Source organism: Chryseobacterium sp. SIMBA_028, from assembly GCF_046535285.1.
Classification (GTDB): Bacteria; Bacteroidota; Bacteroidia; order Flavobacteriales; family Weeksellaceae; genus Chryseobacterium.
The window spans coordinates 36371-52700 of the sequence record NZ_JAWRWZ010000002.1 but is presented as its reverse complement, the minus strand read 5'-3'; the positions used below and the strand labels follow the sequence as shown (position 1 = coordinate 52700).

General features: G+C 36.0%; 15 protein-coding genes and 1 riboswitch. Of the genes, 12 read left to right on the top strand and 3 right to left on the bottom strand.

The genetic code is table 11. From position 1 onward, the window contains the following. Nucleotides 1-35 precede the first annotated feature (35 nt). The 3 genes from tpiA to SCA31_RS02495 all read left to right on the top strand — a co-directional run bounded on the left by tpiA (nt 36) and on the right by SCA31_RS02495 (nt 3064). Nucleotides 36-794: a triose-phosphate isomerase gene (gene tpiA, locus SCA31_RS02505; RefSeq protein WP_410695262.1), complete on the top strand. Its 759-nt coding sequence runs from the start codon at nt 36-38 to the stop codon at nt 792-794. 182 nt (nt 795-976) lie between these two features. Continuing rightward, complete coding sequence (locus SCA31_RS02500; protein WP_410695261.1) at nt 977-2131, top strand: helix-turn-helix domain-containing protein; 1155 nt, start codon at nt 977-979, stop codon at nt 2129-2131. Between the two features lie 117 nt (nt 2132-2248). After that, a complete protein-coding gene (locus SCA31_RS02495; RefSeq protein WP_410695260.1) occupies nt 2249-3064 on the top strand; it encodes a hypothetical protein in 816 nt (271 codons plus the stop codon). Between the two features lie 99 nt (nt 3065-3163). On the opposite strand, the gene SCA31_RS02490 is transcribed toward SCA31_RS02495, so the two are convergent. Beyond that, nucleotides 3164-4429: an esterase-like activity of phytase family protein gene (locus SCA31_RS02490; protein WP_410695258.1), complete on the bottom strand. Its 1266-nt coding sequence runs from the start codon at nt 4427-4429 to the stop codon at nt 3164-3166. A 255-nt stretch (nt 4430-4684) separates the two neighbouring features. Beyond that, nucleotides 4685-4880, top strand: a riboswitch (cobalamin riboswitch). A gap of 69 nt (nt 4881-4949) precedes the next feature. On the opposite strand from SCA31_RS02490, the gene SCA31_RS02485 reads away from it, so the two are divergent. Further along, entirely contained in the window at nt 4950-6068 is a 1119-nt protein-coding gene (locus tag SCA31_RS02485; RefSeq protein WP_410695256.1) for a T9SS type A sorting domain-containing protein, read from the top strand. A 101-nt stretch (nt 6069-6169) separates the two neighbouring features. On the opposite strand, the gene clpP is transcribed toward SCA31_RS02485, so the two are convergent. Both clpP and dnaG read right to left on the bottom strand, forming a co-directional pair. Next, nucleotides 6170-6856: an ATP-dependent Clp endopeptidase proteolytic subunit ClpP gene (gene clpP / locus SCA31_RS02480; RefSeq protein ID WP_034726592.1), complete on the bottom strand. Its 687-nt coding sequence runs from the start codon at nt 6854-6856 to the stop codon at nt 6170-6172. Nucleotides 6857-6965: 109 nt separating this feature from the next. Continuing rightward, the gene (gene dnaG, locus SCA31_RS02475; protein ID WP_410695255.1) at nt 6966-8954 is read right to left on the bottom strand and encodes a DNA primase; all 1989 of its coding nucleotides are present in this window, start codon (nt 8952-8954) and stop codon (nt 6966-6968) included. A gap of 97 nt (nt 8955-9051) precedes the next feature. Here dnaG and tsaE point away from each other — a divergent pair, with 97 nt between their 5' ends. The 8 genes from tsaE to SCA31_RS02435 all read left to right on the top strand — a co-directional run bounded on the left by tsaE (nt 9052) and on the right by SCA31_RS02435 (nt 16182). Continuing rightward, nucleotides 9052-9459, top strand: coding sequence for a tRNA (adenosine(37)-N6)-threonylcarbamoyltransferase complex ATPase subunit type 1 TsaE (tsaE, locus tag SCA31_RS02470; RefSeq protein ID WP_410695254.1), 408 nt, complete (start codon nt 9052-9054; stop codon nt 9457-9459). A 67-nt stretch (nt 9460-9526) separates the two neighbouring features. Beyond that, nucleotides 9527-10717 (top strand): alanine dehydrogenase, encoded by a 1191-nt coding sequence (locus SCA31_RS02465; RefSeq protein WP_076353720.1) that lies wholly within the window; start codon nt 9527-9529, stop codon nt 10715-10717. Next, nucleotides 10718-11089 carry a hypothetical protein gene (locus SCA31_RS02460; RefSeq protein WP_410695253.1) on the top strand — a complete coding sequence of 124 codons (372 nt, stop codon included), beginning with the start codon at nt 10718-10720 and terminating at the stop codon, nt 11087-11089. 20 nt (nt 11090-11109) lie between these two features. Then, nucleotides 11110-11883 carry a histidine kinase gene (locus tag SCA31_RS02455; protein WP_410695252.1) on the top strand — a complete coding sequence of 258 codons (774 nt, stop codon included), beginning with the start codon at nt 11110-11112 and terminating at the stop codon, nt 11881-11883. Beyond that, nucleotides 11858-12568, top strand: a complete 711-nt coding sequence (locus SCA31_RS02450) for a LytR/AlgR family response regulator transcription factor (protein WP_410695251.1) — start codon at nt 11858-11860, stop codon at nt 12566-12568. The genes SCA31_RS02455 and SCA31_RS02450 overlap by 26 nt, the downstream gene beginning before the upstream one ends. Nucleotides 12569-12766: 198 nt before the next feature. Then, nucleotides 12767-15040 carry a cation:proton antiporter gene (locus SCA31_RS02445; RefSeq protein WP_410695600.1) on the top strand — a complete coding sequence of 758 codons (2274 nt, stop codon included), beginning with the start codon at nt 12767-12769 and terminating at the stop codon, nt 15038-15040. Between the two features lie 96 nt (nt 15041-15136). After that, nucleotides 15137-15622 carry a hypothetical protein gene (locus SCA31_RS02440; protein ID WP_410695250.1) on the top strand — a complete coding sequence of 162 codons (486 nt, stop codon included), beginning with the start codon at nt 15137-15139 and terminating at the stop codon, nt 15620-15622. Between the two features lie 23 nt (nt 15623-15645). After that, nucleotides 15646-16182 (top strand): hypothetical protein, encoded by a 537-nt coding sequence (locus tag SCA31_RS02435; RefSeq protein WP_410695249.1) that lies wholly within the window; start codon nt 15646-15648, stop codon nt 16180-16182. Nucleotides 16183-16330: the final 148 nt, after the last annotated feature.

Genomic DNA, 16330 nt, shown 5'->3' with positions numbered 1-16330 from the left:
AAAAATTAAAAAGTAAATAAATCAATATAAATTTTATGAGAAGAAAAATAGTTGCAGGAAACTGGAAAATGAACAAAAATGTAATTGATGCACAACAATTGATGATTCAGTTACTAAGCTATAAAAACAACAACGCAACCCACTGTGAGGTTTGGATCGCTCCCCCTTCTTTATATTTAATGATGGCAAAAGACATCTTTGAAAAGGATGAAGTAGGAGTATTCTCTCAAGATATGAGCGAGCATGAAAGTGGAGCTTACACTGGTGAGATTTCTGCAGATATGTTGGAGTCCATTGAAGCAAACGGATCTTTGATCGGTCACTCTGAAAGAAGACAATACCACGGTGAAACAGATTCTCACTGCAACAGAAAAGTAAAATTAGCTTTAGATAAAGGCCTTACTCCAATCTATTGTAACGGTGAAACGCTTGAACAAAGAAAGGCAGGACAACACTTTGAAGTGGTTAAAAACCAAACTGAAGTCGCTCTTTTCACTCTTTCTGCTGATGAAATCAAAAAAGTAGTCATTGCTTACGAACCAGTTTGGGCTATCGGAACAGGAGAAACGGCAACACCTGAGCAGGCTCAGGAAATTCATGCACATATCAGAAGTATCATTGCAGCTAAATACGGTCAGGAGGTAGCGGATGAAGTTTCTATTCTTTACGGAGGTTCTGTGAAGCCGGACAATGCTAAGGAAATCTTCTCTCAGCCGGATATTGACGGAGGTCTGATTGGAGGTGCAGCTTTGAAATTAGAGGATTTCTCTAAGATTATTGAGGGTTTTAATTAATATTAAAAATTTAACATCAATAAAAGGGCATCTTTGATGCCCTTTTCCATAGCCTTTGGTCTAATTAGTATAAAACCATATTTACTTTCGTTCTGATTTTTCAGAAAGGCAGGTATGCTCAAAAATTGAAAATAAATCCCGAAGATTTTATTTTTTCGAATATATCTTTTAAAATTACTTAAATGGATTTTTTAAAAACGATCGCCACCATATCTGTTTTTATACTATTCCTTCTTATTTTGTTTTTATTGACCTTAAAATCTAACAAAAAGCTTCCCAATCAGCTTTTTGCAGGATTTCTTTTTTTCACAGCCATTGATGCAAGTGGAGTTTTCACATCAGAAGCTTTCGTTAGCACTTACCCAAACTTAGAGATTTTCAGATGGACTCTCATTTTATTTAATATACCTATATTCTATTTGTATGTCTTATCACTTTGCTATGAAGATTTTCAATTAAAAGGAAAACATCTGTTTCATCTCATCCCTTTTATCATCATCAATCTCATATTAGCTTCAAAAATATATTATGCAGAGGGTATTGAAAAAAAATATTTTTTACAGCATCATCATGAGACCGATGAAATGATAATCTTCCAATATTTGATAGAAATTCAATATTTGATTTACACTATTGCCATTCTTCTGGTTTTGAAAAAAACCAGAAATATTTATTTGGAAAATGAATCTTACTCTACCAACTTAGTTTATAAATGGTTGTTTCAAATAACCTTGATTTTTATGATTGTTCATTATTTTGCAACCTTTAAAAATATATTGAGATATACTGACAATCACCGACTATTGATTTTTATTAACGGTTTTTTGGAAATCATTGCATTGATTGTTACTAGCTGGTTTGTCTTAAAAGCATTAAAATATCCTGAATTTTTCAGAGGAGTTAATACGCAGTTACAATTAATACATGATTCTAACAATGAAACACTGCCAAAAACTAAATCAGAAAACAAACAAAATCCAGATGAGAGTATCAATTTCCAACTCGAACTGCTGAAGAAATATATGACAGAAGAAAAACCGTATTTAGATCCAGCACTTACGGTACAAAGCCTCGCAGAAAAAATGAATATGCCCAGCCGCGAATTATCAATTTTAATAAACTCTAATATGGATCAACATTTTTTTGATTTTGTGAATAAATACCGTATCGAAAATGCAATGGAATTATTAACTAATTACTCTAAAAAAGATTGTACTATTCTAGAAATTTTATATCAGGTTGGATTCAATTCAAAATCATCATTTAATACCGCTTTTAAAAAACATACCGCTTTAACCCCTACAGAATACAGAAATACCTTTAATAAAACCAACTAGCATCTTTTTATTTGGTTCGACTTTTTAAAATCGGTCGCTTTTCGGAAGATAATAATTCAAATTTGTCAGCTATAAAACAGAGATTATTTTGTCTCACTTACTAAACAAAAAAGAATTATGAAAACAAAGAAAATGCTTTTCAGCTTATTATCCTTAGGAGCTAGCCTATTGGGGTTTGGACAAGATACCATAAGATTAAAACCTTATATTGAAAACATGAAAACCATAGAGGTGTTTATTGAAGGGAAAAAATATGATTTCCTATTTGACACAGGTGGAGCAGAAACCATTATTTCCCCTGAAATAGCAAACCTTTTTAATAAAAAAATCTATGGAAGGGCAACAGGATTTAGAATGAGCGGAGAAATGATTAAAGCTCAAAAATCAGATCGTATTCCAATGACTATAGGTTCGACAAAAATATTTCATCCAACAGTCAGTGTTTTTGATATCATGACTATTTTACCGAAAGAATTCCCTAAACTAGATGGTGTTATATCTTTAAAATCTTTTACTGAACATATTCTGACGCTCAACCTTGCTAGAAATATCATTATTATAGAGAGCAAATCCTCATCCCAAAAGGCAATACATGGGAAAAATCTTATTGCCAGTAGATTTGCCAATGGACTGGACTCTACTGAGCTAAATATTTTTTTGAATATTCCAAAAGATAATCAATCATACTGGTTTCTTTTTGATTCTGGAAACAGTGGCCCTTTACTGTTATCTAACGAAACTGCTGCAACCTGGAAACTCTCAAAAGACAAAGATGGTATGAACTCCGAAACTCAATTTATTATCGGAAAAAAATCATTAATCTCAAGATCATTTACACGAGATATTATTTATGATGGTGTACTTAATTTTGAGACTTTGTCCAAATATATTTTCACGATTGATTTAAAAAAAAGCAAAGTTTGGATAAAATAGTATGCAAAAGCAATATTTATTATTTTATTTTCTTATTCAGGCCCAGGATAATAAAAAACGGCGGAATAAATTCCGCCGTTTTCCTTTAAAAAAATCTAATTATTGAATATCGACTACATACATAGTTCCTTTATCTACTTTCCCTGTTTTAGGTAGGATCTTTGCCTTGGGGTTTCCGCTTCCGTCATCCACCACTCCAAAATCATCATCATTGAAAACAGCCAGTTTATTGTTTCCCAAATAAACAATCCCCTCAAATTTATCATGTTCATATCCTAGTTTTGCCACCAGGTCTACAGCCAGTTTTTTAGTAACAGGTTTTATTCCTGCATTGGTAAGTTCATCCCAAGTACATTGCTCCAAGGCCTTACCATTTACTTTCATTCCGTCTACAGCAGCCAGATCAGTTCCGTTGACATCAGTGGCACTGCTTAGACTGATTCTATATACTTTTTTAATTCCCCCCTGAGTTCCAAAGTTTCCGTCTCTTTCAATCACAAGAAACTCATTATTGCCTAATGCCGTGATATCACATACTGAATCAGAAGCCCCGCCATCCTGTCTGTACAGATATTGCTTGGTTTGTCCTGTAGCAATATCAAAAGTCACAATTCTGGTTAAAGTAGTATTCGTTGCCAGCGCTTTCGTAGGCACCAGCATCATAGACTGTATAGTTCCTACCAATGTTTTTCCGTCCGGAGTCATACAAAGACCTTCCATCCCTCTATTGGCTCTTCTTTTCGCCAAAACTGCAGGTAATTTTTTTGTACCTGTATTCACTCCAATCGGGCTTATTCTTTCCATCTCTACTCCTTCTGCACTATAATGAACGATATGTGGACCATACTCATCAGATACCCAGAATGTACCGTCTGGTGCAGCAACGATACTTTCACTATCCAGACCATAATTATCCGTACCCAGAACATTTCCTGCTGCATCATAAGCCACCTCCCCTGTGCTTCCCATTCCTACCGGGTTTGGAAGTCCGGTAATAGGTTGTCCTGATGGATTTTTAAGCTTAATATATTTGATTACTTCTACATTTCTTTCAGCATTAATTTTAAAATGCATAATGGTTGGGGTAAAATTGGGGGTCAAAAACTTCTTACCATTCAGATAATCTGTATTCGGGCCACGATCTGTAATCACATAAAATTCACCTTTTCTGCTGGGATGAGCTGCAGCCCCGGAGCCAAAGCCACCATTTATCACATCTACCCCATTTATAGTTGCCATTTTAGAAAAAGGAAACTCCTGAGGAAGTTTAGAATAATTGACCTCCTGGTTATTCACATTGTCATCATCTTTATTACATGATAATAACACAGTCATTACCAAGGCAGATAATAGTAGTTTTTTCATATTAACTTTTATGGCGCGAAAGTATAAATTGATTGTAAACTGATCTTGAATACAATAATAATTGTATTTTAACAATGGAACTCCAGAATGAATTGAATATAAACAATAAAAACCTAGAGTTTTATTCGAAAATAAAAAGATAATTTACAATTTACTATCAACTCACGAAATCTAAAGCAACAAAGCATATATAACCATCAAAAAAAACACAATTCCGTACATAATTCACAAAAGGGCTTCAAAAATTTATATGATATATTTGTAGTGTTCTAAGGTTGAACATTGTTCATTAATAGGGAATCAAGTGAGAATATTATTCAATTCTTGAGCTGTACCCGCAACTGTAAGCTGTTTCACCTATAGCACTATACTACCACTGGATTAAAAAAATCTGGGAAGGTTAGCTATAAGGATGCGAGCCAGGAGACCTGCCTTGAATACATTTTTCATTTCTGAACTAAGGATCTGATTCTTTTTTCGGGAATAAGTTTCGGGAATAAAACTTTAATTTAATTATATTATGAGAAAAATCTATCTTTTTTTCTTGCTGCTATGTATGCAGTTTTTCTTTGCCCAATTCACAGAAAACGACATTAAGTTTTGGGTAGGAACAGGTTCTAAAAAGGCTTATTTCATTGCCGATTTTAATGATAACAACACTCCAAAATCCTATGCATGGGGGTATCGTTTTGACGCGGATAATTTAATGGCGGAAGACATGATCAATGCTATTATGTCAGCAGAACCTAAAATGCAGGCTGATATTCTTTCAGGATATCTGTTCAGCTTCACCTATAACCACCATACTCCGAGTACAGATGATTCCTGGATACCCTGGTTCGGGCCAAGTCCTGAAAATATGTCTAATGAAAATAATGGGGCCGGTTATGTTCATTTAACAGATGGATTATGGTTTGGAATCACCTATGGTACTGACAATGCTCAAATTGACACTCCACCATCTACTCCAGTGCCGGCCTACAGTTCCCAATGGTTTACCTCATCCCAAATTACCAACTGGGTGGGAACAGGAAGCAACAAAAGCCTTGTTGTGATAGACTTTGGAACGGATAATACCAATGGCAATGCCAATTCTTTTGTTTTTGGAATTAAATACAACGGAAGTATAACTGCTGAACAGGCGCTACAGCTTATTCAATCTCAGGCTTCTTATTTCAATTTCACTGCCGGTAATAATCAAATTTCCAATCTATCATTAAATACTTTCACAGGAAACGGTTCAGCAACGGAAAACTGGAAATTATATACGGGAAAAGATCTTTCAAGCTGGCAGAAAAAAACAGATCTTAATCAAATACAATTGAGTAATAACAGCTGGTTAGGATTAAGTTTTGGAGAAAGAAGACCATTTACCCCTACGGAAGCCAATAATGCAACACTGGGAGTTTCTTCTGTACATAAAAATAAATTCAGTGTTTATCCTAATCCGACAAGTGATTTTATTCATATTGAAACATCAGAAAACATTAAAGAAGTCAATATTTATTCTGCATCGGGACAAAAAGTAATGACATCCCAAGCAGCAAAGATCAATGCGAAATCTTTAAATGCAGGCGTGTATTGGGTAGAAATTAAGACATCCAACAGCTCTACAATACAGAAGATAGTTAAGAAATAAGAAATATTCTGACTCTTAAATGAACCTTATATATACACAAGGTTTATCATAACAAAAAAACGTACCTCTTCAGGTACGTTTTTTTATGATTTTAAAATCAATTATTTTTTCTCTGTAGATCTTTGAAGAACCTCATCTACCATTCCGTAGCCTTTTGCTTCTTCGGAAGTCATCCAGTAATCTCTGTCAGAAGATTTTTCAACCCACTCATAAGTTTGTCCTGAGTGGTGTCCGATAATCTCATAAAGCTCTTGCTTTAATTTCAACATCTCTCTCAAGTTGATCTCCATATCAGAAGCAACCCCTTGTGCACCTCCTGAAGGCTGGTGAATCATTACTCTTGAGTGCTTCAAAGCAGAACGTTTTCCTTTTTCACCTGCAACCAATAATACAGCTCCCATTGAAGCAGCCATACCTGTACAGATTGTTGCTACATCTGGCTTAATGATCTGCATAGTGTCATAAATTCCTAAACCTGCATACACGCTACCACCAGGAGAGTTGATGTAGATCTGAATATCTTTTGAAGGATCAGCACTTTCCAAGAATAAAAGCTGTGCTGTAACGATGTTCGCTACCTGATCATCAATCCCTGTTCCCAGGAAGATAATTCTGTCCATCATCAAACGGGAGAAAACGTCCATCTGAGCAACGTTTAATCTTCTTTCCTCCATAATGTATGGGGTAAGATTCGTTGGGCCATACATACCCATATACTGATCGGTAACCAAACCGTTGTTTCCTAAATGCTTTACAGAGAAATCTCTGAAATCTTTTTTAATGTCCATATTTCTATTATGTATTATTTTAATATTCTCAAAGTTTAAATTACAATATTTATTCCTAAAATTTTATAGGACTTTTTGTCACAGAATCCTGAAAATTGCTGCCTTTAAACTATCTTTTTCTATTCCCGTAAATTCCCTTGATCGGTGAATATTCTATAATATTGCTTAATCGTATTGAAGCCTGTTTCAGCAAGGTAATCTTTTTAATCAGCTCATAATACTTGGTTTCATCCGTACTGCTGTGTTCATCCAGTTCCTTGGCTGTCTCTGTGATTAAATAATCAATATACCTGTATTTATGCAATAAAACATCTCCTTTGATCTGATCTGCTACCTTATCTCCGTAATTGGGTGGATAAATACTTCTGGAAGCCCAGTTTTCAAGTTCATCCAAAGGTAGTAAAGCATCCACCACCTTTGAGGTAATCTCTTCATCCATAAAAGATACAAAAAAGTTCCCGCTTCTAAGTTCCTCTTTCTGAATTCCCTCTTTTACCTGGTTAATAATAATCTCATTTTCTTTGACTAAAAATGTATACTGCTCCTCTTCAAAATGATGGAGAATTTCCTCAATAACGGTAATCTGATATTCTTCATTTTGTTCATTCTTCCTCTTCAATACAATATCCCCAAACATCAGCATATGATCTACCAGTTTATTCTCCATAAACAAGACATCAAACAGAAAAGGATCTTCTTTCTCCTTATCCAAAGGAACGATCTCCATTTTTGGAGTGGCAGTCTTTTCTTTTTGTTGCTGCTGAACATGATGCGTCTGATTCTGAGTAATCTGCTTCTGAACATCCAGTTCATTGAAAAGACTCTGTTCAGAAAGACCAAACTTATTGGAAACCTCCTTAAGATACACTTCCCTTTTTAGGGCATTCTGTACAAAGGAAACCGATTTTACAATATCACGAATGGCCTCAGCCTTTTTAATGGGATCACTTCCTACGTCCCTTAGCAGAATTTCAGCCTTAAAGTCGATGAAATCCATCGCTTCATTTTCAATGTATTTTTCAACATATTCCTGCGGATGTTTTCTGGCAAAGGAATCCGGGTCATCACCATCGGGGAATAGCAATACACGGATGTTCATTCCTTCTGTCAGCAACATATCTATGCTTCGGAAACTGGCTTTAATACCGGCATTATCACCGTCAAAAAGGATCGTTACATTTTCTGTAAGCCTCTTTATCAACTTAATTTGCTCTGTAGTCAGTGAAGTTCCGGAACTTGCTACAACGTTCTCTATTCCGGACATATGAAGAGAAATCACATCCATATATCCTTCCACCAAAAGACAGCCATTCTTTCTCGAAATAGCCTGTTTACTTTGGTTTAATCCGTAAAGAACATTGGATTTATGATAAATCTCTGTTTCCGGTGAGTTGAGATACTTCGCCGTTTTAACATTGTTCTTCAGAATCCTTGCTCCAAATCCTAAAACCCTTCCTGAAAAACTATGAATCGGGAAAATAACCCTTTCTCTGAAACGGTCTACTCCTGAAGGGGTATTTTCAGGAAAAATGGAAAGTCCTGATTTTTCAAGAATCTCCTTATTGTAACCCTTTTCCAGCGCATAGGTTGTAAAGGCATTCTTTTTTTCTGGGGAATATCCAAGCTGGAACTTCTTGATGATATCATCCTTAAGTTCTCTTTCCTTAAAATAAGCAAGACCTATGCTTCGTCCCTCTTCATCATCCCAAAGGATCTCCTGAAAATAGGTATTGGCAACCTCATGAATCTTATACAGCAAATCTTTTTCCGTCTGTGCATGCTTGGCTTCCTCAGAAATTTCACGAAGATCTTCTTCAATTTCGATTCCATATTTCTTGGCTGCGTGGCGAAGTGCTTCAGGATAAGTAAAGTTTTCAATTTCCATCAGGAAAGAGATGGCTGTACCTCCTTTTCCGGTAGAGAAATCTTTCCAGATCTGCTTACTTGGTGAAACCACAAAACTTGGCGATTTTTCTTCATGAAAAGGACTGAGCCCCTTAAAGTTAGACCCTGCTCTTTTCAACTGCACATATTCACCCACAATCTCTTCTACCCGGATTGTGGAGAATATCTTATCAATGGTCTGCTTAGAAATCATGGTACAAAAATACACATAAAAAAAAACCTTACAATTATATAAACGTACTTATATATTTCGAGGATTTTTATGATTATTTTTGCAAACAAATTAGCATATGCAGTTTACTATACATACCATTGAAGATTGGCAGGAAATTGTCGACAGCATCATTCCTGAATTAAAACATAACATTCTTTTATTAAAGGGAAATCTGGGAGCAGGAAAAACTACTTTCACTCAATTTTTACTTAAAAATATGGGAAGTAAAGATGAGGTCAACTCCCCTACTTATTCTATTGTGAATGAATACAACACCTCAAAAGGAAAAGTGTATCACTTTGATCTTTATCGTCTAAAAAACATTGAAGAGGTGTATGATATCGGGATTGAAGAATACCTTGATAACTCTTTTCTATGCATTATTGAATGGCCGGAAGTATATGAAGATGAGCTTTACGGGCTCAACTACCACACAATGAGTATTCTGAATACGGGTGAAAACAGAGAAGTTTCATTCGATTAAATATTATGTATCTTTGCTTACTTATTAAGTGTAAAAAAACAATCTGTAAGATATAATTTAATTTAGGATGAGCACAAACATTTTTACTCCTTTCACAGAAGAAGAATTGATGCCGAAAGAGGAAAAATTGGAGGTTATAAAGAAAGGAAAACAATTCAGTATTGGAATTCCTAAGGAAACCTGTCTCAACGAAAGGAGAACCTGCATTACTCCAGACGCGGTACAGGTATTGGTAGAACATGGCCATGAGATCATCGTAGAATCAGGGGCCGGACAAGGTTCATTTTTTACAGATTTACAATATTCCGAATCGGGGGCAAAGATCACCAATGATCCCAAGGAAGCATTTGGACAGGATCTGATCTTAAAGATTAACCCTCCTACTGAAGACGAAATCGATTTTATGAAACCTAATACCTATTTGGTTTCAGCCCTTCAAATTAATCTTAGGGATAAAGAATATTTCCTTAAGCTTGCAGAGAAAAAAATAAATGCAATTGCCTTTGAATTTATCGTTGATGAATACAAGCAGCTTGCATTGGTAAGATTAATAGGTGAAATTGCAGGAACCGTTTCTGTTCTATACGCTTCAGAATTACTAGCCCTTTCCAACGGCTTAATGCTTGGGGGCATTACAGGAGTAAGACCTGCAGAAGTCGTAATCCTTGGAGCAGGAATTGTAGGTGAATTTGCCACAAAGGCAGCTATCGGTTTAGGAGCCAGTATCAAGGTATTCGACAACTCATTGTCAAAGCTGAGAAGGCTTCACACAATGGTTGACAGCCGCGTTCCTACTTCCATCATTGATCCTAAGGAACTTAGCAAAAGTCTAAGACGTGCCGATGTCGTGATTGGAGCTCTTCCAAGATTAAATATGACCCCTATCGTAACCGAAGATATGGTGATGAAGATGAAAAAAGGCAGTGTCATTATTGATATTACCATAGACAACGGTAAGGTAATTGAAACATCAGAACTGACAACCATGGAAGACCCTTATATCATCAAGCATGGTGTTATCCACTGCGGACTTCCCAACCTTACATCAAGAATGCCTAGAACTACCACAAAGGCTATTTCTAATTTCTTCCTATCCTATATTTTAAATTATGATGAAGAAGGCGGCTTTGAAAATATGCTGATCCGCAAAAATGAAATGAAGCAGAGCTTATATATGTACAAAGGCAGACATACCAAAAAGATCATCTGTGACCGTTTCGGACTTACGTACCACGATATCAATCTTTTAATTTTCTAAATGAAAAAACTTAAATTCTATGCAATAGGCTTCATTCCGGGGCTAGTTATCGTATTTTTTATTTTAAACAAGAAAGGAGCAAGCTGCAGCGGGTATCTACCCAACAGCCGTGTGATTGCAGAAACCCTTTCAAAGGAATTCAAATATTCTGAAGAGGCTAAAATGGCTATGGCCACCTACAAGATTGATGAAAAATTTGTAAAGGACAGCATCATTACCAATGGGAAAGTAGATTTTGACAAAAGTGACGCTCAGAAAAAACCATGCCCTGGCTATCTTTTGACCTATCCTGAAAAAAATCCAACCTACGAGATTGGTTTTGATAAATGTGAGGAAACTGTAACTGTAAACAGCCTGAAGAAGCTTAAATAAGTTTCAATAATCCCAACGATATGGAAGGCAATTACTACATGATTCATGATTATCTGATATTCATCGGAGTTTTTGCCATTTTCCTTTTTCTGACAACAAGCATTTATCTTTTCAGTCAAAATCAGAAACTGAAACAGAAGAATAGCAAACTGTCTGAGACCAATAAGATTATTGAACAACGCCTTAACGAAGTTCGCCTAGAGCATATCGGAACAAAGCTGAACCCACATTTGTTTAAAAACATTCTTAACTCTGTTCAGTCACACGCCTATCAGACCTATATGTCTCTGGATAAACTGGCCAATGTTCTGGATTATATTTTATATGAAAGCAACAATAAGTATGTAAGCCCGAAAGAGGAATTAAACTTCGCCTTAAGCCTTATTGAAATTAATAAGATCAAGATCAATCCCCTTTTTGATTTCAGAATCAAATCAAAGGTCAATAAGTCTGATTCTATTTATGAAGAAAAAGTCTTTGCACCATTAATTTCTGTTGACCTTATTGAAAATGCTTTCAAACATACTGATTTTCTTGCTCAGGATTCTTTCATTTCCATCTATATGGAACTTGAAAACGGCATTTTTACGATGAAAGTGAGTAACAAAGCTTCATTAAAAAATATTCTGGAAAAAGAAAAGAGCGGATTCGGAAGCCAGTCACTCGATCAAAGGCTTAAGATGATCTACAGCACTTACTACCAGCTGGAAAGAAGCTCTAAAAACGGTATCTTCACTGCAGAATTAAAAATCAATTTAGGAGAATTTTATGATAAAATGCGTTATTCTGGATGATGAATTACTAGCGATAAGCTATCTAAAGCTTCTATGTGAACAGATTGATGACGTAGAAGTGGTAAAGGCCTTCAATGATCCTAAAATATTTCTAAACGAAATTGATTCCCTGGATTGTAATCTTTGTATATTGGATATCGAAATGCCTGGAATGACAGGGCTTCAGGTTGCAGAACTCATCTCAGGTTCCAAAAAAATAATCTTTACTACCGCTTACAAAGAATACGCTGCTGAGGCATTTGACCTGAATGTTGTGGATTATGTACGAAAACCCATCAAAAAGGAACGCTTGGTACAGGCTTTTGAAAAAGCTAAGGAACAAATTGCTACCATTCAGAAGAAAACCTTTATTGAATGGAATACCAATATTGGTAAAACAGTCATTTTAACAGAGCAGATTGCCTACATCAAGACCTCAGAAATCGACAGCCGTGATAAGGATATTATCCTCAATGACGGAACCACTATTGTTTTAAAGAACCTTAACTTTAAAAACCTTCTGGAAATGCTTCCTGCCAAGGATTTTGCACAGGTTAACAAAAAAGAGATCATTGCAATGGCCTCTATCAAAGTATTTTCAACCAACGAAATCATTACCACGATTCCTGCGGAAGACCACAGTTTCGTGAAACTTCAGATTGGAGAAGCCTACAAAAATTCATTATTGGAGTTATTTACAAAATAACAGAAGTGATTTTTTCACAGGTCTCATTTTTTTAACGCTCCAGTTTCCTATGCCAGCATAGTATGACAATTTCAGGTTATATTTCAACGCTCCCTTTTTTATTACATTTTTTACAACATTCATTACATTTAAAAAATAAGGTATTTAAATCTCAAAATATTCTTATCAACTTTGCATCAAAATATAGGAATCATGAATTTGGGGAAATACAGAAATTTAATTTTCTACATCACTACCATAGCGGTCTTTTCATGTCTGATGTACTATTTCATCATTGAAGGACAGACCCTGGAAATAAAGGAAAACATTGTTGCTAAAACCAGCACTGGCTCTACCTGGGAAAATTTTCAGGAGTCTTTTAAAACCAATCTACACCATCCACTCGCATTATTATTGGCCCAAATTGTTACCATTATTCTTACTGCAAGGCTTTTTGGATGGATCTGTATGAAAATAAGGCAGCCAAGTGTCATTGGTGAAATGATTGCCGGTATTATTTTGGGACCATCACTTCTGGGGATGTATTTTCCTGAGTTTTCTGCATTTCTTTTCCCAAAAGAATCATTAGGGAACCTGCAGTTTCTGAGCCAGATAGGCCTTATTCTCTTTATGTATATTGTAGGAATGGAACTGGATCTGAGTGTGCTAAGAAAAAAAGCACATGATGCTGTTGTCATCAGCCATGCCAGTATCATTATCCCTTTTGCCCTGGGTATCGGATTATCCTACTTTATTTATCAGGAATTCTCACCGGATGGTATTCAGTTTACTTCTTTTGCTTTATTTATAGCCATTTCCATGAGTATTACGGCCTTTCCGGTTTTGGCAAGGATTGTACAGGAAAGGAATCTTCAGAAAACCAAACTTGGAACCATTGTTATTACCTGTGCAGCAGCGGATGATATTACAGCCTGGTGTATTCTTGCAGCAGTAATTGCCATTGTAAAGGCAGGTTCTTTTACAAGTTCAATCTATGTGATTATCATGGCCATTGCGTATGTCTTTTTAATGATTAAAATTGTAAGACCGTTTCTGAAAAGAATCGGGGATCTTCAGGCAGGAAAAAACACAATCAATAAACCAATGGTTGCCATTTTCTTCCTTACCCTGATCTTATCATCATATGTGACAGAAGTTATTGGTATTCATGCTTTATTCGGAGCGTTTATGGCAGGAGCTATTATGCCGGAAAATGCAAAGTTCCGAACCTTATTTATCGATAAGGTAGAGGATGTAGCCTTGGTACTTCTTCTCCCGTTGTTCTTTGTTTTTACAGGACTTCGTACCCAAATTGGCCTGTTGAATGACAGTCATTTGTGGATGACTGCCGGGTTTATTATTTTAACCGCAGTTGTCGGAAAATTTGCAGGAAGTGCTTTGACCGCAAGGTTCGTCGGAATAAACTGGAAAGAAAGCTTAACGATTGGAGCTTTGATGAATACCAGAGGTTTAATGGAGCTTATCGTCCTGAATATTGGCTATGATCTTGGAGTATTAGGCCCTGAAATCTTCGCAATGCTTGTTATTATGGCCTTGTTTACCACTTTTATGACAGGTCCTGCATTAGATTTCATTAATTTTATTTTTAAATCTAAAAGAGACGAAGACGAAACAATTCCGGAAAATGATTCCAAGTACAGAGTATTACTCTCCTTTGACAAACCTGAATCCGGAAGTACTCTTCTAAGACTTGCCCACGATTTTACGAATAAAATGAATGGTAATAAGAGTATTACCGCGATGAATATTGCTCCGGTAGATGAAATGCATGCCTATGACATTGATGAATATGAAGAATCTCAGTTCCAGAATGTTATTGAAACCTCCCATGAACTGAATTTGGAAGTTGCGACTCTTTTTAAAGCCTCAACGGATATAGAAAATGACCTTACCAGCATCACCAATAAAGGTCATTATGATCTTCTCCTGATTATGCTGGGAAAATCAATGTATGAAGGAAGTTTACTGGGAAGACTCTTAGGTTTTACCACCAAGATCATCAACCCTGAAAAGCTCTTGAATACAGTAAAAGGCAAAGGAAATATCTTCAACAACTCTCCTTTTGACGATTTTACGCTGCAAATTCTCGATAAAGCCAATATCCCCGTGGGTGTATTGGTGGAAAAGGATTTCACAGCCGCAGACAAGGTATTTGTCCCGATCTTCAATCTAAGTGACTTTTATCTTCTTGAATATGCCAAGAGACTGATTAACAATAACAATTCTCAAATCATTATTCTTGACGCTGCTGGTCAGATCCGTAATAATATTGAGGTGAAAGAACTCATCAGAAGCATAGAACAGGTGGCTCCTAATCATATTACCCTGTACAATGAGAAAAAAATTGAAAAGGAATTCCTAAGCTCACAGAACTTAATGTTAATCAGCAGCAAAAGCTGGAAAAACCTAATTGATACTAAGAGTCTTTGGCTGTCTGATATTCCGTCAACATTAATTATTTCAAATCCATAACACACCGATATTTCTATTTCTACATGAAGCTGTAAATATTATTCGTTGTCTGTAAAGAAAAAACGGGTATATTTATGGCTTCATTTTTTTTTTGATATGCTGATTAACAGTGAAAATGGCACCATACAACTGGAGGCCTTTACTACACAGCTGTATAAGGGAATGCTTCTCGACCAGCTTCAACAGACTGATTTTTATAAGGAAAAATATCATCATAGGTGGGATGTAAAAACCGGATATTTTTGGTATTATTTTAATAGAATGGAGGTAAGAGGATATCAATTCTGCCTTAATCTCTGCTTTTTTGGAGATCAGCTGCACAGCATCCATATGAATACCTGGGAAAGCACTGATGCCAAAGACTGGAATCAATGGACAGAAGAGAAAGAAATGCGGGTATTCCGCCGGAACAATACATTTCTGGAAATGATACTGGAGATACCTCCAACACAGAAGAAGAAAATGCCCTACCCAAGCTGCACTTTCAAATTCTCATGGGGGAATATCTGGTCTGTATATGATCCGAGAAGTGCCAGCAGCCTGATGGGAATCAGCTATAATGAAGAGGAAAACAACTCATAACCATAAAAACAAAATAGTATACTATGTGCCGATATGCCATGATGGTTTACAAAGCTCATTATGCCTGTTTCAACTGCCAGAAAACATTTAAACGACGCGTTTTATATGACGTGGATAAAAAGAAGCAAACTTCTGTGGAGGCGAAGTGCCCGGAATGTGGAAATCTGATGGCGAATATGGGACTGGATTTTGAATCTCCTGCAAAAAACGATCACAAGCAATGGGCCCATATCCGAAATCTTTATACCGTAGGAATCACCTTTCATTCTTGTGGATGTTCCGGACCCGGATATATTCCTCAGGACCGAAAGGCCATTATTGCATATCTTGAAAAAATACGCTCAGAATACATGCATGCACTGGTCTTCTGGAGATACCGTATAGAACCTGAAAATAAAAGAGAACGCGAAATTGAGTATCAAAAAAATGGATCTCAGCTATGGACCGTTAGTCGTAATGCTTTTAAAGAAACGGTAACCAATCAGGAGGGAATCAATTACTGGATCAATAAGATCAAGGAAGTTGAAGAACGGCTGACTACTATCCGGGAAAGTAAATAGGTGCGAAATGATGGATAATAGTGTATTGATACTTAGAAAATTTCACCTTATTTAACCACAAACCGACGATTAAACTAAGGTAAAAATCACAAAATATTTTTAATAACTTCTATGAATTAATATTTTCAACAGATAAACTTTCTTCGTT

Excerpts from the sequence above, each read along its gene's own strand:
- tpiA (WP_410695262.1), top strand. The coding sequence starts at position 36 with ATGAGAAGAAAAATAGTTGCAGGAAACTGGAAAATGAACAAAAATGTA.
- SCA31_RS02500 (WP_410695261.1), top strand. The coding sequence starts at position 977 with ATGGATTTTTTAAAAACGATCGCCACCATATCTGTTTTTATACTATTC.
- SCA31_RS02495 (WP_410695260.1), top strand. The coding sequence starts at position 2,249 with ATGAAAACAAAGAAAATGCTTTTCAGCTTATTATCCTTAGGAGCTAGC.
- SCA31_RS02490 (WP_410695258.1), bottom strand. The coding sequence starts at position 4,429 with ATGAAAAAACTACTATTATCTGCCTTGGTAATGACTGTGTTATTATCA.
- SCA31_RS02485 (WP_410695256.1), top strand. The coding sequence starts at position 4,950 with ATGAGAAAAATCTATCTTTTTTTCTTGCTGCTATGTATGCAGTTTTTC.
- clpP (WP_034726592.1), bottom strand. The coding sequence starts at position 6,856 with ATGGACATTAAAAAAGATTTCAGAGATTTCTCTGTAAAGCATTTAGGA.
- dnaG (WP_410695255.1), bottom strand. The coding sequence starts at position 8,954 with ATGATTTCTAAGCAGACCATTGATAAGATATTCTCCACAATCCGGGTA.
- tsaE (WP_410695254.1), top strand. The coding sequence starts at position 9,052 with ATGCAGTTTACTATACATACCATTGAAGATTGGCAGGAAATTGTCGAC.
- SCA31_RS02465 (WP_076353720.1), top strand. The coding sequence starts at position 9,527 with ATGAGCACAAACATTTTTACTCCTTTCACAGAAGAAGAATTGATGCCG.
- SCA31_RS02460 (WP_410695253.1), top strand. The coding sequence starts at position 10,718 with ATGAAAAAACTTAAATTCTATGCAATAGGCTTCATTCCGGGGCTAGTT.
- SCA31_RS02455 (WP_410695252.1), top strand. The coding sequence starts at position 11,110 with ATGGAAGGCAATTACTACATGATTCATGATTATCTGATATTCATCGGA.
- SCA31_RS02450 (WP_410695251.1), top strand. The coding sequence starts at position 11,858 with ATGATAAAATGCGTTATTCTGGATGATGAATTACTAGCGATAAGCTAT.
- SCA31_RS02440 (WP_410695250.1), top strand. The coding sequence starts at position 15,137 with ATGCTGATTAACAGTGAAAATGGCACCATACAACTGGAGGCCTTTACT.
- SCA31_RS02435 (WP_410695249.1), top strand. The coding sequence starts at position 15,646 with ATGTGCCGATATGCCATGATGGTTTACAAAGCTCATTATGCCTGTTTC.